Origin of the sequence: Pseudarthrobacter humi (genome assembly GCF_024294965.1) — a bacterium.
Lineage (GTDB): Bacteria > Actinomycetota > Actinomycetes > Actinomycetales > Micrococcaceae > Arthrobacter > Arthrobacter humi.
In genome coordinates, this window is sequence record NZ_JANCLV010000011.1 from 123,448 (window position 1) to 137,146 (window position 13,699).

The 13,699-nt window shown below is 66.7% G+C and carries 14 protein-coding genes and 1 pseudogene; 8 read left to right on the forward strand and 7 right to left on the reverse strand.

Annotated features, from left to right (window positions below; all coding sequences use genetic code 11):
- Positions 1–25 precede the first annotated feature (25 nt).
- The 3 genes from NFC73_RS15505 to NFC73_RS15515 are packed head-to-tail and all read left to right on the forward strand — an operon-like array spanning position 26 to position 3,043.
- Positions 26–1,603, forward strand: a complete 1,578-nt coding sequence (locus NFC73_RS15505; protein WP_254751584.1) for a molybdopterin-dependent oxidoreductase — start codon at positions 26–28, stop codon at positions 1,601–1,603.
- A 46-nt stretch (positions 1,604–1,649) separates the two neighbouring features.
- A complete protein-coding gene (locus tag NFC73_RS15510; RefSeq protein WP_254751586.1) occupies positions 1,650–2,666 on the forward strand; it encodes an asparaginase in 1,017 nt (338 codons plus the stop codon).
- Positions 2,666–3,043, forward strand: coding sequence for a sterol carrier family protein (locus tag NFC73_RS15515; protein ID WP_254751587.1), 378 nt, complete (start codon positions 2,666–2,668; stop codon positions 3,041–3,043). The genes NFC73_RS15510 and NFC73_RS15515 overlap by 1 nt, the downstream gene beginning before the upstream one ends.
- Before the next feature lie 42 nt (positions 3,044–3,085).
- Here NFC73_RS15515 and NFC73_RS15520 read toward each other — a convergent pair whose 3' ends face one another.
- The 3 genes from NFC73_RS15520 to NFC73_RS15530 form a co-directional block, all read right to left on the reverse strand.
- The gene (locus NFC73_RS15520; protein ID WP_254751588.1) at positions 3,086–3,823 is read right to left on the reverse strand and encodes an HAD family hydrolase; all 738 of its coding nucleotides are present in this window, start codon (positions 3,821–3,823) and stop codon (positions 3,086–3,088) included.
- Positions 3,820–4,113: a hypothetical protein gene (locus tag NFC73_RS15525; RefSeq protein WP_254751589.1), complete on the reverse strand. Its 294-nt coding sequence runs from the start codon at positions 4,111–4,113 to the stop codon at positions 3,820–3,822. Before NFC73_RS15525 ends, NFC73_RS15520 begins: the two co-directional genes overlap by 4 nt.
- Positions 4,114–4,227: 114 nt before the next feature.
- Complete coding sequence (locus tag NFC73_RS15530; RefSeq protein WP_254751590.1) at positions 4,228–6,039, reverse strand: glycoside hydrolase family 15 protein; 1,812 nt, start codon at positions 6,037–6,039, stop codon at positions 4,228–4,230.
- Between the two features lie 150 nt (positions 6,040–6,189).
- Here NFC73_RS15530 and NFC73_RS15535 point away from each other — a divergent pair.
- The 3 genes and pseudogenes from NFC73_RS15535 to NFC73_RS15545 all read left to right on the forward strand — a co-directional run bounded on the left by NFC73_RS15535 (position 6,190) and on the right by NFC73_RS15545 (position 8,961).
- Positions 6,190–6,920 (forward strand): annotated as a pseudogene (locus NFC73_RS15535) (DUF72 domain-containing protein).
- Positions 6,921–6,987: 67 nt separating this feature from the next.
- The gene (locus NFC73_RS15540) at positions 6,988–8,070 is read left to right on the forward strand and encodes an App1 family protein phosphatidate phosphatase (RefSeq protein WP_254751605.1); all 1,083 of its coding nucleotides are present in this window, start codon (positions 6,988–6,990) and stop codon (positions 8,068–8,070) included.
- Positions 8,071–8,109: 39 nt separating this feature from the next.
- On the forward strand, positions 8,110–8,961 hold the full coding sequence (locus NFC73_RS15545; protein ID WP_254751592.1) for a formate/nitrite transporter family protein: 852 nt from the start codon (positions 8,110–8,112) through the stop codon (positions 8,959–8,961).
- Between the two features lie 45 nt (positions 8,962–9,006).
- On the opposite strand, the gene NFC73_RS15550 is transcribed toward NFC73_RS15545, so the two are convergent.
- Entirely contained in the window at positions 9,007–10,572 is a 1,566-nt protein-coding gene (locus NFC73_RS15550; protein WP_254751593.1) for a glycoside hydrolase family 1 protein, read from the reverse strand.
- A gap of 282 nt (positions 10,573–10,854) precedes the next feature.
- On the opposite strand from NFC73_RS15550, the gene NFC73_RS15555 reads away from it, so the two are divergent.
- Positions 10,855–11,835 (forward strand): AAA family ATPase, encoded by a 981-nt coding sequence (locus NFC73_RS15555; protein WP_254751595.1) that lies wholly within the window; start codon positions 10,855–10,857, stop codon positions 11,833–11,835.
- Here NFC73_RS15555 and NFC73_RS15560 read toward each other — a convergent pair.
- The 3 genes from NFC73_RS15560 to NFC73_RS15570 form a co-directional block, all read right to left on the reverse strand.
- Positions 11,827–12,204, reverse strand: coding sequence for a hypothetical protein (locus tag NFC73_RS15560; protein WP_254751597.1), 378 nt, complete (start codon positions 12,202–12,204; stop codon positions 11,827–11,829). The genes NFC73_RS15555 and NFC73_RS15560 overlap by 9 nt on opposite strands.
- Before the next feature lie 43 nt (positions 12,205–12,247).
- Positions 12,248–12,613 carry a J domain-containing protein gene (locus NFC73_RS15565; protein ID WP_254751598.1) on the reverse strand — a complete coding sequence of 122 codons (366 nt, stop codon included), beginning with the start codon at positions 12,611–12,613 and terminating at the stop codon, positions 12,248–12,250.
- Between the two features lie 84 nt (positions 12,614–12,697).
- Positions 12,698–13,120, reverse strand: a complete 423-nt coding sequence (locus tag NFC73_RS15570) for an Hsp20/alpha crystallin family protein (protein ID WP_254751606.1) — start codon at positions 13,118–13,120, stop codon at positions 12,698–12,700.
- A 140-nt stretch (positions 13,121–13,260) separates the two neighbouring features.
- Here NFC73_RS15570 and NFC73_RS15575 point away from each other — a divergent pair, with 140 nt between their 5' ends.
- Complete coding sequence (locus NFC73_RS15575; protein WP_254751599.1) at positions 13,261–13,581, forward strand: MerR family transcriptional regulator; 321 nt, start codon at positions 13,261–13,263, stop codon at positions 13,579–13,581.
- Positions 13,582–13,699 lie beyond the last annotated feature (118 nt).

The window sequence follows — 13,699 nt, forward strand, 5'->3', positions numbered from 1 at the left end:
CGGCCCGCCGCAACGAATCCAAGGCATGAAGAAGCTTCTGAAGTGGCTCAAGGACCCCGCCGCAATGGCCGCGCTGGCAGGCGTGGCGGCCGCCGCCGTCGTACTTTCCGTTGCGGAGCTGATCGGAGCGTTCTTTACCGCCCGGGCAACCCCGGTGATCGCGCTGGGGTCGACGTTCATCGACTTCACCCCGCCGTGGATGAAGGACTTTGCCATCGCCACGTTCGGTACGAATGACAAAGCCGCGCTGTTTGTGGGGATGGGCCTGACCATTTTCCTGCTGGCCTGCGTGCTGGGTGTGGTGGCCTACCGCAAGTGGGCGCTGGGCGTGGCCGGGGTGCTGCTGATGGGCGCGGTGATCGTGGCCAGCGTGGTGACACGGGCCAGCGTGAAACCGCTGGATGCCATCCCCACCGTGCTGGGGACAATTGCCGGGCTGGCGGTGCTGCGGCTGCTGATCGCACCGCTGTGGCGGCTGAAGTCCTGGCCCGAGGCGCCTGCCGACACCGGCGCCGAGGAACCTGACCGTCCCGCCACCAGCCGCCGCCGCTTCTTCGCCGCCGCCGGGATCACCGTGGTGGGCGCCGGGATCGCGGCCACGGGCGGCCGCTTGCTCAGTGCCGCGCGCAGCAACATCTCCAAGGCCCGAGAGGCCCTGCAGCTGCCCGCCCCGGCAAAGGCCGCCGCGGCTGTGCCCGCCGGGGTCCAGTCCCCCGCGGCCGGCGTGACGCCCTGGATCACGCCCAACGGGGACTTCTACCGGATCGATACCGCCCTCAGCGTCCCCGAAATCAACGCCGACGACTGGGAGCTCCGCGTGCACGGGCTGGTGGAGGAAGAGGTCCGCCTCACGTTCCAGGACCTGCTCGACGCCGACCTCATCGAGTCGCACGTGACCCTCACCTGTGTCTCCAATCCCGTGGGCGGCAACCTCGCCGGGAACGCCCGCTGGCTCGGCCTGCCCATCCGCGAGGTCCTCAAGCGGGCACGTCCCAAGGACGGCGCGGACATGGTGCTTTCGACGTCGATCGATGGCTTCAGTGCCTCCACGCCGCTGGAGGTCCTGCAGGATGACCGCGACGCCATGCTGGCCATCGGCATGAACGGCGAGCCCCTGCCGCTGGAGCACGGCTATCCGGTGCGCATGGTGGTGCCCGGGCTGTACGGTTTTGTCTCCGCCACCAAGTGGGTGGTGGACCTGGAAGTGACGCGGTTCGCCGACAGCAAGGCCTACTGGACCCAGCGCGGCTGGTCCGAGCGTGGCCCCATCAAGACCATGGCCCGGGTGGAAGTCCCGAAGTCCTTCGCCAAGGTGCCCGCCGGCCGCGTGGCGATCGGCGGCACGGCATGGGCGCAGACCCGCGGCATCACCAAGGTGGAAGTCCAGATCGACAACAACCCCTGGGCCGAGGCCGTCCTGTCCACCGAGGCGTCCCTCATCACGTGGCGCCAGTGGTCCTTCGACTGGGAAGCCACACCGGGACCGCACTACATCAAGGTCCGCGCCACCGACGGAACGGGCGAAGTCCAGACCGACCAGCGGGCCGACCCGGTGCCCGACGGCGCCTCCGGCTGGCAGTCAGTCATGGTCACCGTGCAGTAGCCCGGCATCAGGCAGGTCTTCCCTCCGGGGGCCCTAGACTGGCAGCATGCCGCACAACCCGCATGCCACGTTCACCGTGGACTCCGCCGTCGAACTCGCCGTTATTGAACGAAGCGGTTTTGTGGAGTCCCGGCACATCGGCTCAGCCGTCGTACTGTCCGGCGACGGGTCCGTCGTCACAGAACTCGGCGACATCCGGACTCCCCTGTACGCACGGTCCGCGCTTAAACCGCTGCAGGCCCTGGCGGCCATGCAGTCCGGGGTTCCGCTGCGCGGCGCGCAGGTGGCGCTGGCCTGCGGCAGCCACGTGGGCTCCCTGGACCACATGGACGTCGTGGAGGGAATGCTCAAGGCCGCAGGCGTCCGGGAGGACCAGCTCCAGTGCCCCGCCGCCTGGCCGCAGGACGAGACGGCCCGCAACTGGCTGGTCCGGTCCGAAAAGGGCAAATCGAAGCTGGCCTTCAACTGCTCCGGCAAGCACGCCGCCTTCCTGTGGGCCTGCACCGAAAACGGCTGGGACACGCACAGCTACCTCGAACCGAACCATCCGCTGCAGCAGCGCGTCCGCAGCGTGATCGAGGAATACAGCGGCGAAAAGATCGCCCACCTGGGCATTGACGGGTGCGGGGCCCCGGTTGCTGCTATTTCGCTGACCGGGCTCGCCCGCGCTTACTCGATGCTGGCCAAGGCCCCTGGCGACAAGAACTCCAACGCCCGCGCTGCCACCATCACCACGTCCATGCTCGACTACCCCTGGGCCGTCCAGGGCCGCGGCGAGGCCAACACCATCGTGATGGACGAGCTGGGCATCATCGCCAAGATCGGCGCCGAGGGTGTCCTGGCCATGGCCACACCCCAGGGTGTCTCGGTGGCCATCAAGATGCTGGACGGGAATCTGCGCGCCACGTCCCTGGTGGGCCTGACCCTCCTCGCCGCGGTTGGCGCCGTGGATATTCCGGGCGTTTCCAGCGTCCTCGAAAAAGTGGTGGCCCCGGTGATGGGCGGCAGCCACGAGGTGGGCAAGATCCGCCTGGGCCCGGCCGTGTCCGCGCTCCTGGACTGATGGCTGTAGCACGCCGTCGGATCGGCATTGAAGAAGGCACAGCGGCACTGGCCGCATGGCAGGAAGCCGCCGCGTCGCCGTCGGACGTTCCGCTCCCCCGCAACATCACGGCCACGGCCGTGAGGTACACGCTGGAGGAGGTGACCGCGCGGGCGCCGGGGAACTCGGTGGAGGTGCGGGTGCCGCCGTTCGGCGTCACCCAGTGCGTGGAGGGGCCGCGGCACACCCGCGGAACCCCGCCCAACGTGATCGAGTGCGACGCCGCCACCTGGCTGGGCATGGTGACCGGCCAGTTGAGCTGGGCGGACGCCGTCGCGGCGCACAAGGTGTCCGCCTCCGGTCTGCGCGCCGACCTCTCAGGCCTGCTCCCCCTCTAACCCCGAGTTGGCAGCAGATTACCTCAAATCCGGGTTTTGACGTCAGGTGCTGCCGGTTCGCGCTGCGGGGTTCGATTCCAGCGTCAGCAGCCTGCCGATGGCGCTTGCCTGCAGGTTGTCCAGGAGGTCCCGGGGGCCGTTGTAGACCTCGGCCGCGCCTGCCTCGCGGAGTTCGGCGGCGCTGGTCCCGCCGCAGGTGACGCCGATGGCAGGGATTCCCAGCGCGGCAGCAGCTTGCATGTCCCACACCGCATCCCCCACATAGACTGCTCCGGCCGCGGCCACACCAACAGCTTCAAGCGCGGCCACGAGGATGTCCGGAGCCGGCTTGCTTGCCTTCGCATCGTCCGCGCTCGTGGCGGCATGGATGAACGAGTCCGCACCGAGGGCCTTGCGGGTGGCCGCCAGATCCTGCATTCGCGCCGATGATGCCAGGGCGACGGCGAGTCCCCCGGCGTGGCACTGGGCAAGCAGCTCCTTGGCGCCGTCGAACGGACGCAGCGACGGCCAGCTCTGCGCGAAGACTGCCGCATGGCTGGCCAGGATTTCGGCGTCGGCCCCGCGGTCCCGGCCAGCAGGAAGGAGCGTGTCCACCAAACGGTCGCCACCCATCCCGACGCACCGGTGAATGGCGGCCATGGGAACGTCATACCGGTGCTGGCGGAACGCCTGCCACCACGCGAGCGTGTGGATGTAGGCGGAGTCCACCAAGGTTCCATCAACGTCAAAGAGGACGCCGAATCGCCGCCCGCGGACCAAGGCGTGGCTTTGGGTAATCACCCGGCTACAACGCGGGCGGCCCCGGACAACTTCTTGCCGCGGGCAGCCGCAGTGTCTTTCGGGGAGGACACGGGACCAACCCGGTCGCGGATAACGGCGCCGGCCCCGTTGCTGCTGCGGTCCCTGATCAGGCCAGTACCGGCAATCTCGCGGGCCATGGCAACCCCAGCCACGGCTGCGCGCTTCGTGGGGAAAGTCACCGAGATTGCCATCAGGCTTCCTGAACCATCCAACATCCGTACCCTGTAGCCGCCGTCAGGCGCATCCACCAGTTCAAAATGTCCGGCCATTACAACCACCCCTCGTTCAGTCGCGGCGCTGTGCCTTGTAGGAGCGCTCCGCGAGTCTAGTAAGTATACTTACCTATCTCCCGGAGGTGAAGAGCGGACCAGCCGTAAGGGCCCTCATTGCCCTACCCTTTCGGTCTCCGGGGGAATAGGTATGTCACTTCGGCGAACTGTATCCTGATGCAGCTCAAGAGCGCTTGTCACAAGCGCGAAGTGGCTGAAGGCCTGGGGTGTATTGCCCAGCTGCCGTCCTGCTTTGACGCCCCACTCCTCGCTCAGCAGACCCACATCGTTGCGGAGTTCCAGCAACCGTTCGAAGAGTTCGGTGGACTCCGCCCTGCGCCCGGCGCCCAGCAGGGCCTCCACCAACCAGAAGGAGCAGGCCAGGAACACCCCTTCGTCCCCCGGGAGGCCGTCGTCGCTGTCGGCGGGACGGTAGCGCAGTACAAAACCGTCTTCGGTCAGCTCCCGCTGGATCGCGTCGATGGTCCCCAGCACCCGGGGATCATCCGGCGGCAGGAAGCCCACCCGCGGGATCAGCAGCAGGCTGGCATCCAGTTCGGGCCGGCTATACGCCTGCACAAATGTGTTGCGGACGGGGTCGAAGCCGTTGGCCATGACGTCCCCGTGGATGGTGTCGCGAAGAGCCTCCCAGCGTTCCACGGGGCCGGGCAGTCCGAAATCGCGGACGCCCTTTACCATCCGGTCCGCGGCCACCCAGGCCATCACCTTGGAGTGCGTGAAATGGCGCCGCGGCCCGCGCATCTCCCAGAGTCCGTTGTCCGGCTGGTCCCAGATGGTCTCAAGGTGCTGCATCAGGGCAACCTGGACGTCCCAGGACTCGTCCGTGTGCTTCAGCAGGGAGTTCCTGGTCAGCGCCAGGCAGTCCAGGACCTCGCCCCAGACGTCCAGCTGAAGCTGCTCGGCGGCGCCGTTGCCGGTCCGTACCGGTTTTGAATTCTCGTACCCGGCAAGCCACGGCAGTTCCATTTCCGGAAGCCTGCGTTCGCCGTGGATTCCGTACATGATCTGCAGGTCGGCCGGATCGCCCGCCACAGCGCGGAGCAGCCAGCCACGCCAGGCGGCCGCCTCGGTGGTGTAGCCGGCGGCCAGGAGCGCCTGCAGCGTCATGGTCGCGTCCCGCAGCCAGCAGAAGCGGTAATCCCAGTTGCGGGGACCGCCCAGCTGTTCCGGCAGGGACGTGGTGACCGCTGCGACGATGCCGCCCGTGGGAGCGTAGGTCAGCGCCTTCAGTGTCACCAGCGAACGGACCACGGCATCCTGGTACTTTCCTTGCACGGTGCACTGGGATGCCCAGCCGCGCCAGAAGGCCAGGGTGGTGCCCAGCACCACCTCGGCGTCCACGGTGTGCGGGCGGGGAACGTGGCTGGGCGCCCACGTCAGGACAAAGGGGATGCGATCCCCTCCCTGGACCGTGAAGTCACTGACGGACAGCATGTCCTCGCCGTGAAGCGGCGCCGTGGTGACGAAGTAGACGGAGTCCGGGCCGGCGATGGCATGCAGGCCGTGCTTGTCGCGCCGCACCCAGGGGACGATATGCCCGTAGTCGAACCTCAGCGCCAGTTCACCGTGCATCCGGACGCTTCCGCTCACGCCCTCGACGATCCGCACGATGTCCGCTACCTCGTCGCGTGGCGGCATGAAGTCAATGACCCTGACGGTGCCCTCCGGGGTTTCCCACTCTGTTTCCAGGATCAGGGTCCCCTCCCGGTAGCCGCGCCTGGTGCAGGTGCCGCCGCTTTCGGGTGCCAGTAGCCAGCGTCCGGCCTCCGGCGTATCCAGGAGCGCGTTGAAACATGCCGGCGAGTCGAAGCGCGGCAGGCAAAGCCAGTCGATGGACCCCTCGGTGCTGACCAGGGCGCCGGTGTGAAGGTCGCCAACCACTGCATAATCTTCAATGCGCGCCATTCCCATACACTGCCACACGGATGGGTCCTGCCGGAGGAAACAACCGTGGATGATAGTGGCGAAGCACAGCGGTGTAGCCTGAGTTGACGGCCGGTCCACGAACACCGGAGGCATCATGGTTCACCCTTCTCCCCGGCGGGTCTGCTGACCGTGGCTGTCCACATCGGCACCTCCGGCTGGAGCTATGACCACTGGGAGAACGTGCTCTACCCGCCAGGCCTCCCGGCCCGGGACAGGCTCCAGCACTACGTTTCCCGGTTTGGCACCGTTGAGTTGAACGCCAGCTTTTACCGGTGGCCCCGGGACGCGTCCTTCGCCAGCTGGCGGCGCAGGCTCCCGGACGGGTTCGCGATGTCCGTCAAGGCTCCGCGCGGCCTGACGCACGGCAAGAAACTCTACGGACCCGAAGTCTGGCTGGAGCGTATCGCGCGCTGCTGGCATGAACTGGGCGACAAACGCGCTGTCCTGCTGGTCCAACTGCCACCGCAGCTGCAGCGCGATGATGCCCGGCTGGATCACTTCCTCGCCGCGGTCCCGTGGTGGATCCGGGTGACCGTGGAGTTCCGGCACCCCAGCTGGGACCATCCGGACGTCTACGCCGTGCTGGAAAGGCACCAGGCCGCTTACTGCATCATGAGCGGCGCCAATCTGCCGTGCATCCTCCGCGCCACGGCGCCCTTCGTCTACATCCGGCTCCACGGGCCTGACCATCAGCACCTGTACGGCGGCTCCTACTCCGATACCGATCTGCAGTGGTGGGCGGACCGGATCCGTGAATGGTCGGCGGCCGGCAAGGACGTTTATGCCTATTTCAACAACGAGGCGGCGGGAACGCCGTCCGGAACGCCGACACCCTCCGTTGGCTCCTTGGTGGAGGCTGACGTCACGCACGACGGCGGGACCGCCGAACGTGCCCGGCGCGGGGTTGCGCTGTGGCAGAGTGGAGGCATGGACAGGGCTCCTCAGAATTCAGCGCAGAACACTCCGCACCCAGCACCACTGTCCGGCACCCAGATTTTCCGCCTGGCGCACCGGATCTCCGACGTCGTCAACGGCGTCCGCATCCGGCTCGCCAAGCGCTGGAATTTCAAGCCACAGACCATTGCGTACCAGGGCTACGGTTCAACCGGCTGGGCACGTGTGCTTGGCCGCGTCCTGTTGAGCAGGAATCCCGCCCCGGGCAGCCGGGCCGAGCACGCAGCCCGCAACGGCACACAAAACGTCCGCGGCTGGCGGGCCTTCACCAGCGTCCCCCTGCAGTTTATCGAGGTGGAAATTACCATCGGCGGCGTCACCACCCGGGTCCGGGCGGACCGGGGCGGCCTGATCGACACCGTGGTGGACGTGCAGCTCCCGCCGGGCTGGCACACGGCCATCCTGCGGGCTGACGGAACCGAACCCGTGGAGACGCTGATCCAGGTGATCGATGCCGATGCGAAGTTCGGCATCGTGTCCGACATCGACGACACCGTGATGGTCACCGCCCTGCCCAGGCCGTTCCTGGCCCTGTGGAACACGTTTGTCCTCAGCGAACGGGCCCGGATGGCGACGCCGGGGATGGCGGTCCTGCTGGAGAGGCTCACTATTGAACACCCGGACGCGCCCGTTATCTACCTGTCCACGGGTCCGTGGAATGCTGCCCCTACCCTGGCGCGGTTCCTGGGCCGGAACATGTATCCATCCGGCGCCCTCCTGCTCACGGACTGGGGCCTGACCCAGGACCGCTGGTTCCGCAGCGGGCAGGAGCACAAGCACCGCAACCTGGAGCGGCTCGCCAAGGAATTCCCGGACATGCGGTGGCTCCTGATCGGCGACAACGGCCAGCACGACGAACAGATCTACTCAGGCTTCGCCCAGGAAAACGCCGACAAGGTGGCCGCCATCGCCATTCGGCAGCTCTCCGTCAGCGAGTCCGTCTTCGCCGGCGGCCACTCCGAGGACGGCGACCACACCACGTCGGTGGTGCCCTGGATCTATTCGCCGGACGGCGCGGGGATGGCGAAACAGCTTAAACTCCTGGACCTCCTCTAGATGAATCACCACACACTTTCAGGCGGATAGGCGACACGCATGAGCGACACCGACGGCGATGCACGGCGGCGGGAACTTGGCGACAATCCAGGCCCGGTTGAGGAGGAGGTGGAGGAATCCTTCGACCGCACGGTTGAGGAAGGCGCGCAGCGGCTGAACCGCTCCTTTCGGGACGTGCTCATCACCGGCTTGTTCGGCGGGTTTGAAATAGGCGTTGGCATCATGGCCTACCTCGGCGTTCTCTACGAGACCGGGAACCACCTTCTCGCTGGACTGGCCTTCAGTGCAGGCCTCATCGCCCTCCTGCTGGCCAAGAGCGAACTGTTCACGGAAGGCTTCCTGGTACCCATTGCCGCCGTCGTCGCACGGGAGGCGAGCTACGCGCAGCTCGGGAAGCTCTGGGGCGGCACACTCATTGCCAATCTGGTGGGCGGTTGGCTGTTTATGGCATTGATCATGACAGCGTTCCCGCAGTGGAGCGAGACCATCACGACGGAAGCCAACCACTATCTGGACGCCGGGTTTAACTGGAAAACCGTGTGTCTTGCCGTGTTGGCGGGGAGCACCATCACGCTGATGACCCGCATGCAGCACGGGACGGACAGCGTCACCGGCAAGATCGCGGCCGCCGTCGTGGGCGCTTTCCTGCTCTACGGGCTGCAGCTCTTCCACTCGATCCTGGACTCGCTGCTGATCTTCGGCGCCATCCACACGGGTGCTGACATCACCTACCTTGAATGGCTCGGCTGGTTTTCCTATGTCGTGGTCTTTAACATGCTGGGCGGGATCCTGCTGGTGACCGCGCTACGGCTGGTGAGCGCCAGCAAGCTCGTGAAGGAACGGCGCAATGACTCACCCGAGGACCCGGAGGACGTGCACCACGCCGGCTAGGTTCCGGTGAACATGCCCAAGTCCGAGCGACATGTCCCCACGAGGCTAGGCGGTGGCACCCGAGGTGGTCACGCCGTCGTCGGGAGATACGGCCGTTTCGGGATCAGCGGCGGTGTCCGGTTCCTCACTGGCGGCCTGCGCGACGGCGGCACCCGCCGCCGCCGCAAGGTTCCGCTCCTCGATGAGCTCCTGGAGCCAGAAGTAGGACGCCTTCGGCGTGCGCTCCTGGGTCTCGAAGTCAACATGGAGCAACCCGAACGGCTGGTTGTAGCCTGCCGACCATTCGAAGTTGTCCAGCAGCGACCACACGTAGTATCCGCGCAGGTCAATGCCCTCGGCGTCACCGCCGGGAGCCGTGGCCTTCAGTGCGGCCTCGATGTGGTCCGACAGATACTTCAGCCGCCGCTCGTCCGGGATGAACGTGGTGTTGGTGGACTTATCCCGGACGATGATGTCCTCAAAACTGGCCCCGCCCTCCGTGATGATCACCGGCGGGAGATGCGCGTACCGCTCCGCCATTTCCTTCAGCGCCACCCCGATGTACTCCGGTTTCACCGGCCAGCCATAGGCGGTGATGTCCGCCTCGGGCCAGGGCTCGACGTGGAACGGCGTGGCGCCATTGCCGGCCTCACTCAGGTCACTGCCCATGGCCTCCGCCATGGTCGCCGGCACGGCCCCGTCACCGGGGCCGACCGCAACCTTGGTGGGCATGTAGTAGTTCAGGCCGTAGAAATCCAGCGGCTGGGAGATGATCTCCATGTCCTCGTCCGGATGGTCAAAGGAGCCGAAGAACTTCGCGGCGCGGATGATGTCCGGATACTGGCCCGTGAGGACGGGGTCCGCGTACAACCGGTTCTGTGCGATGTCCATCAGGCCCGCACTCATCCAGTCCAGGGGGTTGATGGAGTTCGGGACCATGGGCGAGTACACGTTGGTCATCCCGATCTCGCCGGGGACCCCGGCCGCCCGCAGCGCCTGCATCGCGAGCCCATGGCCCAGGAGCTGGTGGTGCACGGTGGGCAGTGCGTTGAGCATGAGCGTTTCGCCCGGTGAGTGCAGGCCCATGGTGTAGCCGTTGGTACTGACCGTGGCGGGCTCGTTGATGGTGACCCAGCGGGCAACGCGGTCGCCGTAAGCAGCGGCGGCGATCGCGGCGAACTCCCCCAGGCGGTAGGCGGTATCGCGATTCATCCAGCCGCCGGCGTCGTCCAGTGCCAGCGGAGTGTCCCAGTGATAGAGCGTGACCATGGGCGAAATGCCGTTGGCCAGGAGCTCGTCCAGGAGCCGGTCGTAGAACGCCAGCCCGGCCGGGTTCACCGGCCCGCTGCCCGTGGGCTGGATCCGGGGCCAGGACAGTGAGAACCGGTACGAGTCGACGCCCAGCTGCTTCATGAGGGCAACGTCGTAGGGCATGCGGTGATAGTGATCGCAGGCGACGGCCGGGCTGTGGCCGTCCACGATGGCACCTTCCTTGGCCGAAAACACGTCCCAGCCCGCCGGGCCCCTGCCGTCTTCGGTGAGCGCGCCTTCGATCTGGAAGGCCGCGGTGGCTACTCCCAGGGTGAAGTCCGCAGGGATGAGGGAGGCCAGGTCCTTGGCGGAAATATGCATCGAGTCAGCCTTATGAAAGAGGAAGCGTGGAACGCGTACATCCCAGAATGTCACACGGCCGGGCTGCTGACGAGCGTCGCTGCTAGGGTCGGTGCAGGCGGGCAAGCAGCTGCCCGAGGCTCTGACAGAACACCTGGGAGAGCCGGCCGAAGGCCTCTCCGTGGTGGCGGAGAACATCCCGCCGCACCGGTTTGTGGATGCGGACATCCTGATGGCGGGGTCTTGCCGTGGGACCTGGCCAGCAGCGCCAGGCGGTGGCCATGGGGCTCTGGCTCTTCAGCCGTGTTGCAGCGCGACGCGGCCCCGCATACCGGGCGCCAGTCCGCCACCTTGGAACTGCTGGCCGCCCGACCGGAAACAGCCACCGGATTCCTGGCCCAGTTCCGCCTCCGGATGGACAACAACAGCGTCCTCAAAGAACAGGTCATCTCCCTGGTCATGTCCGAGTACGGGCCGAGCACCGCGGGTGTGACGTTCCACCACCGTCCCAGCCTCCCGGCGTCGGACGTCATCATGCCCGACGGGCTGCTGCAAAAGGTCACGGACCACACCGTGGGCATCGCCACGCACCGGGCGTCCCTCAAACAGCACGGCCAGCATCTCAAACGGGGCATCCTGCTGTACGGCCGCCCGGGGACCGGCAAGACGCACACCGTGCGCCACCTGCTGAGCCAAAGTGAAGGCTCGACGGCGATCCTCCTCTCGGGCGGTTCCCTCGCCAGGATCTCGGAAGCGGCCCGCATGGCCCGGGCACTGCAGCCCTCGATCGTCAAGGTGCTGGACGCCATGGACGGCCTGGACAACGACGCCGACGTCGCGTTTGTCCTCACCACCAACCGGCCGGACATGCTGGAGCGGGCGCTGGCGCAGCGCCCGGGCCGGGTGGACCTCGCGGTGGAGATCCCGCTGCCGGCCCATGCCGAGCGGGTCAGGCTGCTGGAACTGTACGGCCGCCTGGTGGCGTTCAGCCCGGCGGCACTGGATGCCGCCGCGGAACGGACGGCCGGAACCACCGCCTCCTTCGCGCGGGAACTGGTCCGGCGGGCGGTGGTGGCTGCGGCGCTGGATACCACGCCGGTGTCCGATTCGCACCTGGCGGCCGCCGTGGAGGACCTGATGGCCGACGCCGAAACCCTCACCCGCAGCCTGCTGGGCAGCGGCACGGACGCCGCCGGCTTGCCCGGGCCGGCTTTTCTGGGGCCTGGATTTCCTGGTCCTGGATTTCCTCAGCCGGGAATGCCTGGCCCGGCCGACTCATTGTGAGCCGAACAGAAATTCCTTGGCGTGGGCAACAGCCTTCCGGTAGGCATCGTTCCGGAGCGTGACGAGTTGCTCCGTGTCGCCTTCGGCCGGCTCCAGGTAGCCGGTGTAACCGGGCCGGAGCACCCAGATATCGCCGGCGGGCGGAAGATAGAACACTCCGAAGGACCGCTGCTGTTCGTCATCTGCGGTCCACACGGGAACAACGGCCAGGGCCGCGCCAGTGACGGGGTTGATCCATTGGGCCCGGGGCAACGGCTCTTCATGGGCTTCAGGATTCAGGAACGGCGCGGTGCCCTTGCCCCAGCGTTGCTCGAAGCGTTCGTGGAACGCGGGGATCAGGTGGGAATCGTAGCGGCGCCACTCGGTCATTGTTGTCCGCCTCCTCGCGGTTGATGGCTGTCGTCTTTCGGGCCTACGTCCACGGACCGCTTTCCCAGCGAACGGGCGTAATCCTGATGGTGTTGCCAACCGGCTCGTCCCGCCGATTGACAATTCTGACGGGGATGACGACCGGACCCGCACCCTGCGCGTTGATGCCGGTCCGGCTCCTGTCGTAGGCTGCCCGCCGCGCCGGATCCCGCAGGACGGCGAAGGCCTGCATGATCCGCAGCAGTTCGGCACGGGTTGGGTCGCCGCCAGCTTTGGCGCCGTCTGTTGCATCGCCGTCGAGATCCGGATGGTGGGTGCGCATCAGCACGCGGTAGGCGCGCGAGATCTCCTGCTGGCTGGCAGCAGGCTTCACGCGCAGCACATCGTAGTAGTCCGGCTGGGTGGTCATGGCGCGGCTTCTCGGAAGAATTCTCGTCGGCACGTGCACGGCGCCGGGGCGCGGGCAACAGACTGCCCGCGCCCCGGGGAACGGCTAGCCTCCGATCTCGTGCAGTTGGCCCTTTGTTTCGATCTCGATCTTGCGCGGCTTGGCCTGCTCCGACACCGGGATCCGTAGTGTCAGGACGCCTTGGTCGTAGCTGGCCTTGATGTGCTCCGTGTCCAGCGTGTCGCCGAGGATCAGTTGGCGGCTGAACACACCGCGTGGGCGTTCGGAGGCCACCAGCTCAACGTTGGGCTGGGTCGGATCAAGACGCTCCGCCCGGACCGTCAGGACATTGCGCTCGACGTTCAGGTCCACGGAGTCCACCTTGACGCCCGGGAGGTCGAACGCGACCACGAATTCGCCGTCTTCCTGCCAGGCATCCATGGGCATCGCCGCCGGCCGGGCCGCGGTTCCAAAGACCTGCTGGGTGAGCCGGTCCAGCTCACGGAACGGGTCCGTACGCATTAACATCATTTCCCACTCCTTCAGCGTGAAGTTATTGATTCGGAACGCATACCCACCACTCCATATCTATGGTGGTGAATATAGATTTTTTATAGCACTCGTGGGAAACTGAAGCAAGACACTTCGCAGGAAATTTGAGGGCTGCCATGACAGGGTCCACTTCAGGGCGCGAATCTCCGCGCCCTCCCGGACGGGCGCTGTATGCCATCTCCGTGGCGGCCCAGCTGGCTGGCACCGGCCAGCAGAACATCCGGCTCTACGAGACGCGGGGCCTGCTCACGCCCGCCCGCACCTCCGGTGGCACGCGCCAGTACAGTGATGCCGACATCGCCGTACTCCTGCGCATCGGGGAACTGCTGGAACAGGGACTCAACCTCGCGGGCGTCGCAAAAGTCCTGGAACTTGAGGCTGCCAACGCCAGGCTGCACCGCGCGCTCAAACGTGCGCGGCCACAACCGGAGGCCTAGTAGTACTTTGTTAGGTTGGGGGTGCGTGTTGGCAGTAGGGGCAGCGGCTGAGTAGCTGGACGAGGTGTTCCTGGAGTTCCTTGAGGACCTTGTACAGGCTCAGGCTGCCCCTGCCGAT

What these genes read in the sequence shown, in the direction of transcription:
- NFC73_RS15505 (WP_254751584.1), top strand. Translation starts at nt 26, where the DNA reads ATGAAGAAGCTTCTGAAGTGGCTCAAGGACCCCGCCGCAATGGCCGCG.
- NFC73_RS15510 (WP_254751586.1), top strand. Translation starts at nt 1,650, where the DNA reads ATGCCGCACAACCCGCATGCCACGTTCACCGTGGACTCCGCCGTCGAA.
- NFC73_RS15515 (WP_254751587.1), top strand. Translation starts at nt 2,666, where the DNA reads ATGGCTGTAGCACGCCGTCGGATCGGCATTGAAGAAGGCACAGCGGCA.
- NFC73_RS15525 (WP_254751589.1), bottom strand. Translation starts at nt 4,113, where the DNA reads ATGGCCGGACATTTTGAACTGGTGGATGCGCCTGACGGCGGCTACAGG.
- NFC73_RS15530 (WP_254751590.1), bottom strand. Translation starts at nt 6,039, where the DNA reads ATGGCGCGCATTGAAGATTATGCAGTGGTTGGCGACCTTCACACCGGC.
- NFC73_RS15540 (WP_254751605.1), top strand. Translation starts at nt 6,988, where the DNA reads ATGGACAGGGCTCCTCAGAATTCAGCGCAGAACACTCCGCACCCAGCA.
- NFC73_RS15545 (WP_254751592.1), top strand. Translation starts at nt 8,110, where the DNA reads ATGAGCGACACCGACGGCGATGCACGGCGGCGGGAACTTGGCGACAAT.
- NFC73_RS15550 (WP_254751593.1), bottom strand. Translation starts at nt 10,572, where the DNA reads ATGCATATTTCCGCCAAGGACCTGGCCTCCCTCATCCCTGCGGACTTC.
- NFC73_RS15560 (WP_254751597.1), bottom strand. Translation starts at nt 12,204, where the DNA reads ATGACCGAGTGGCGCCGCTACGATTCCCACCTGATCCCCGCGTTCCAC.
- NFC73_RS15565 (WP_254751598.1), bottom strand. Translation starts at nt 12,613, where the DNA reads ATGACCACCCAGCCGGACTACTACGATGTGCTGCGCGTGAAGCCTGCT.
- NFC73_RS15570 (WP_254751606.1), bottom strand. Translation starts at nt 13,120, where the DNA reads ATGTTAATGCGTACGGACCCGTTCCGTGAGCTGGACCGGCTCACCCAG.
- NFC73_RS15575 (WP_254751599.1), top strand. Translation starts at nt 13,261, where the DNA reads ATGACAGGGTCCACTTCAGGGCGCGAATCTCCGCGCCCTCCCGGACGG.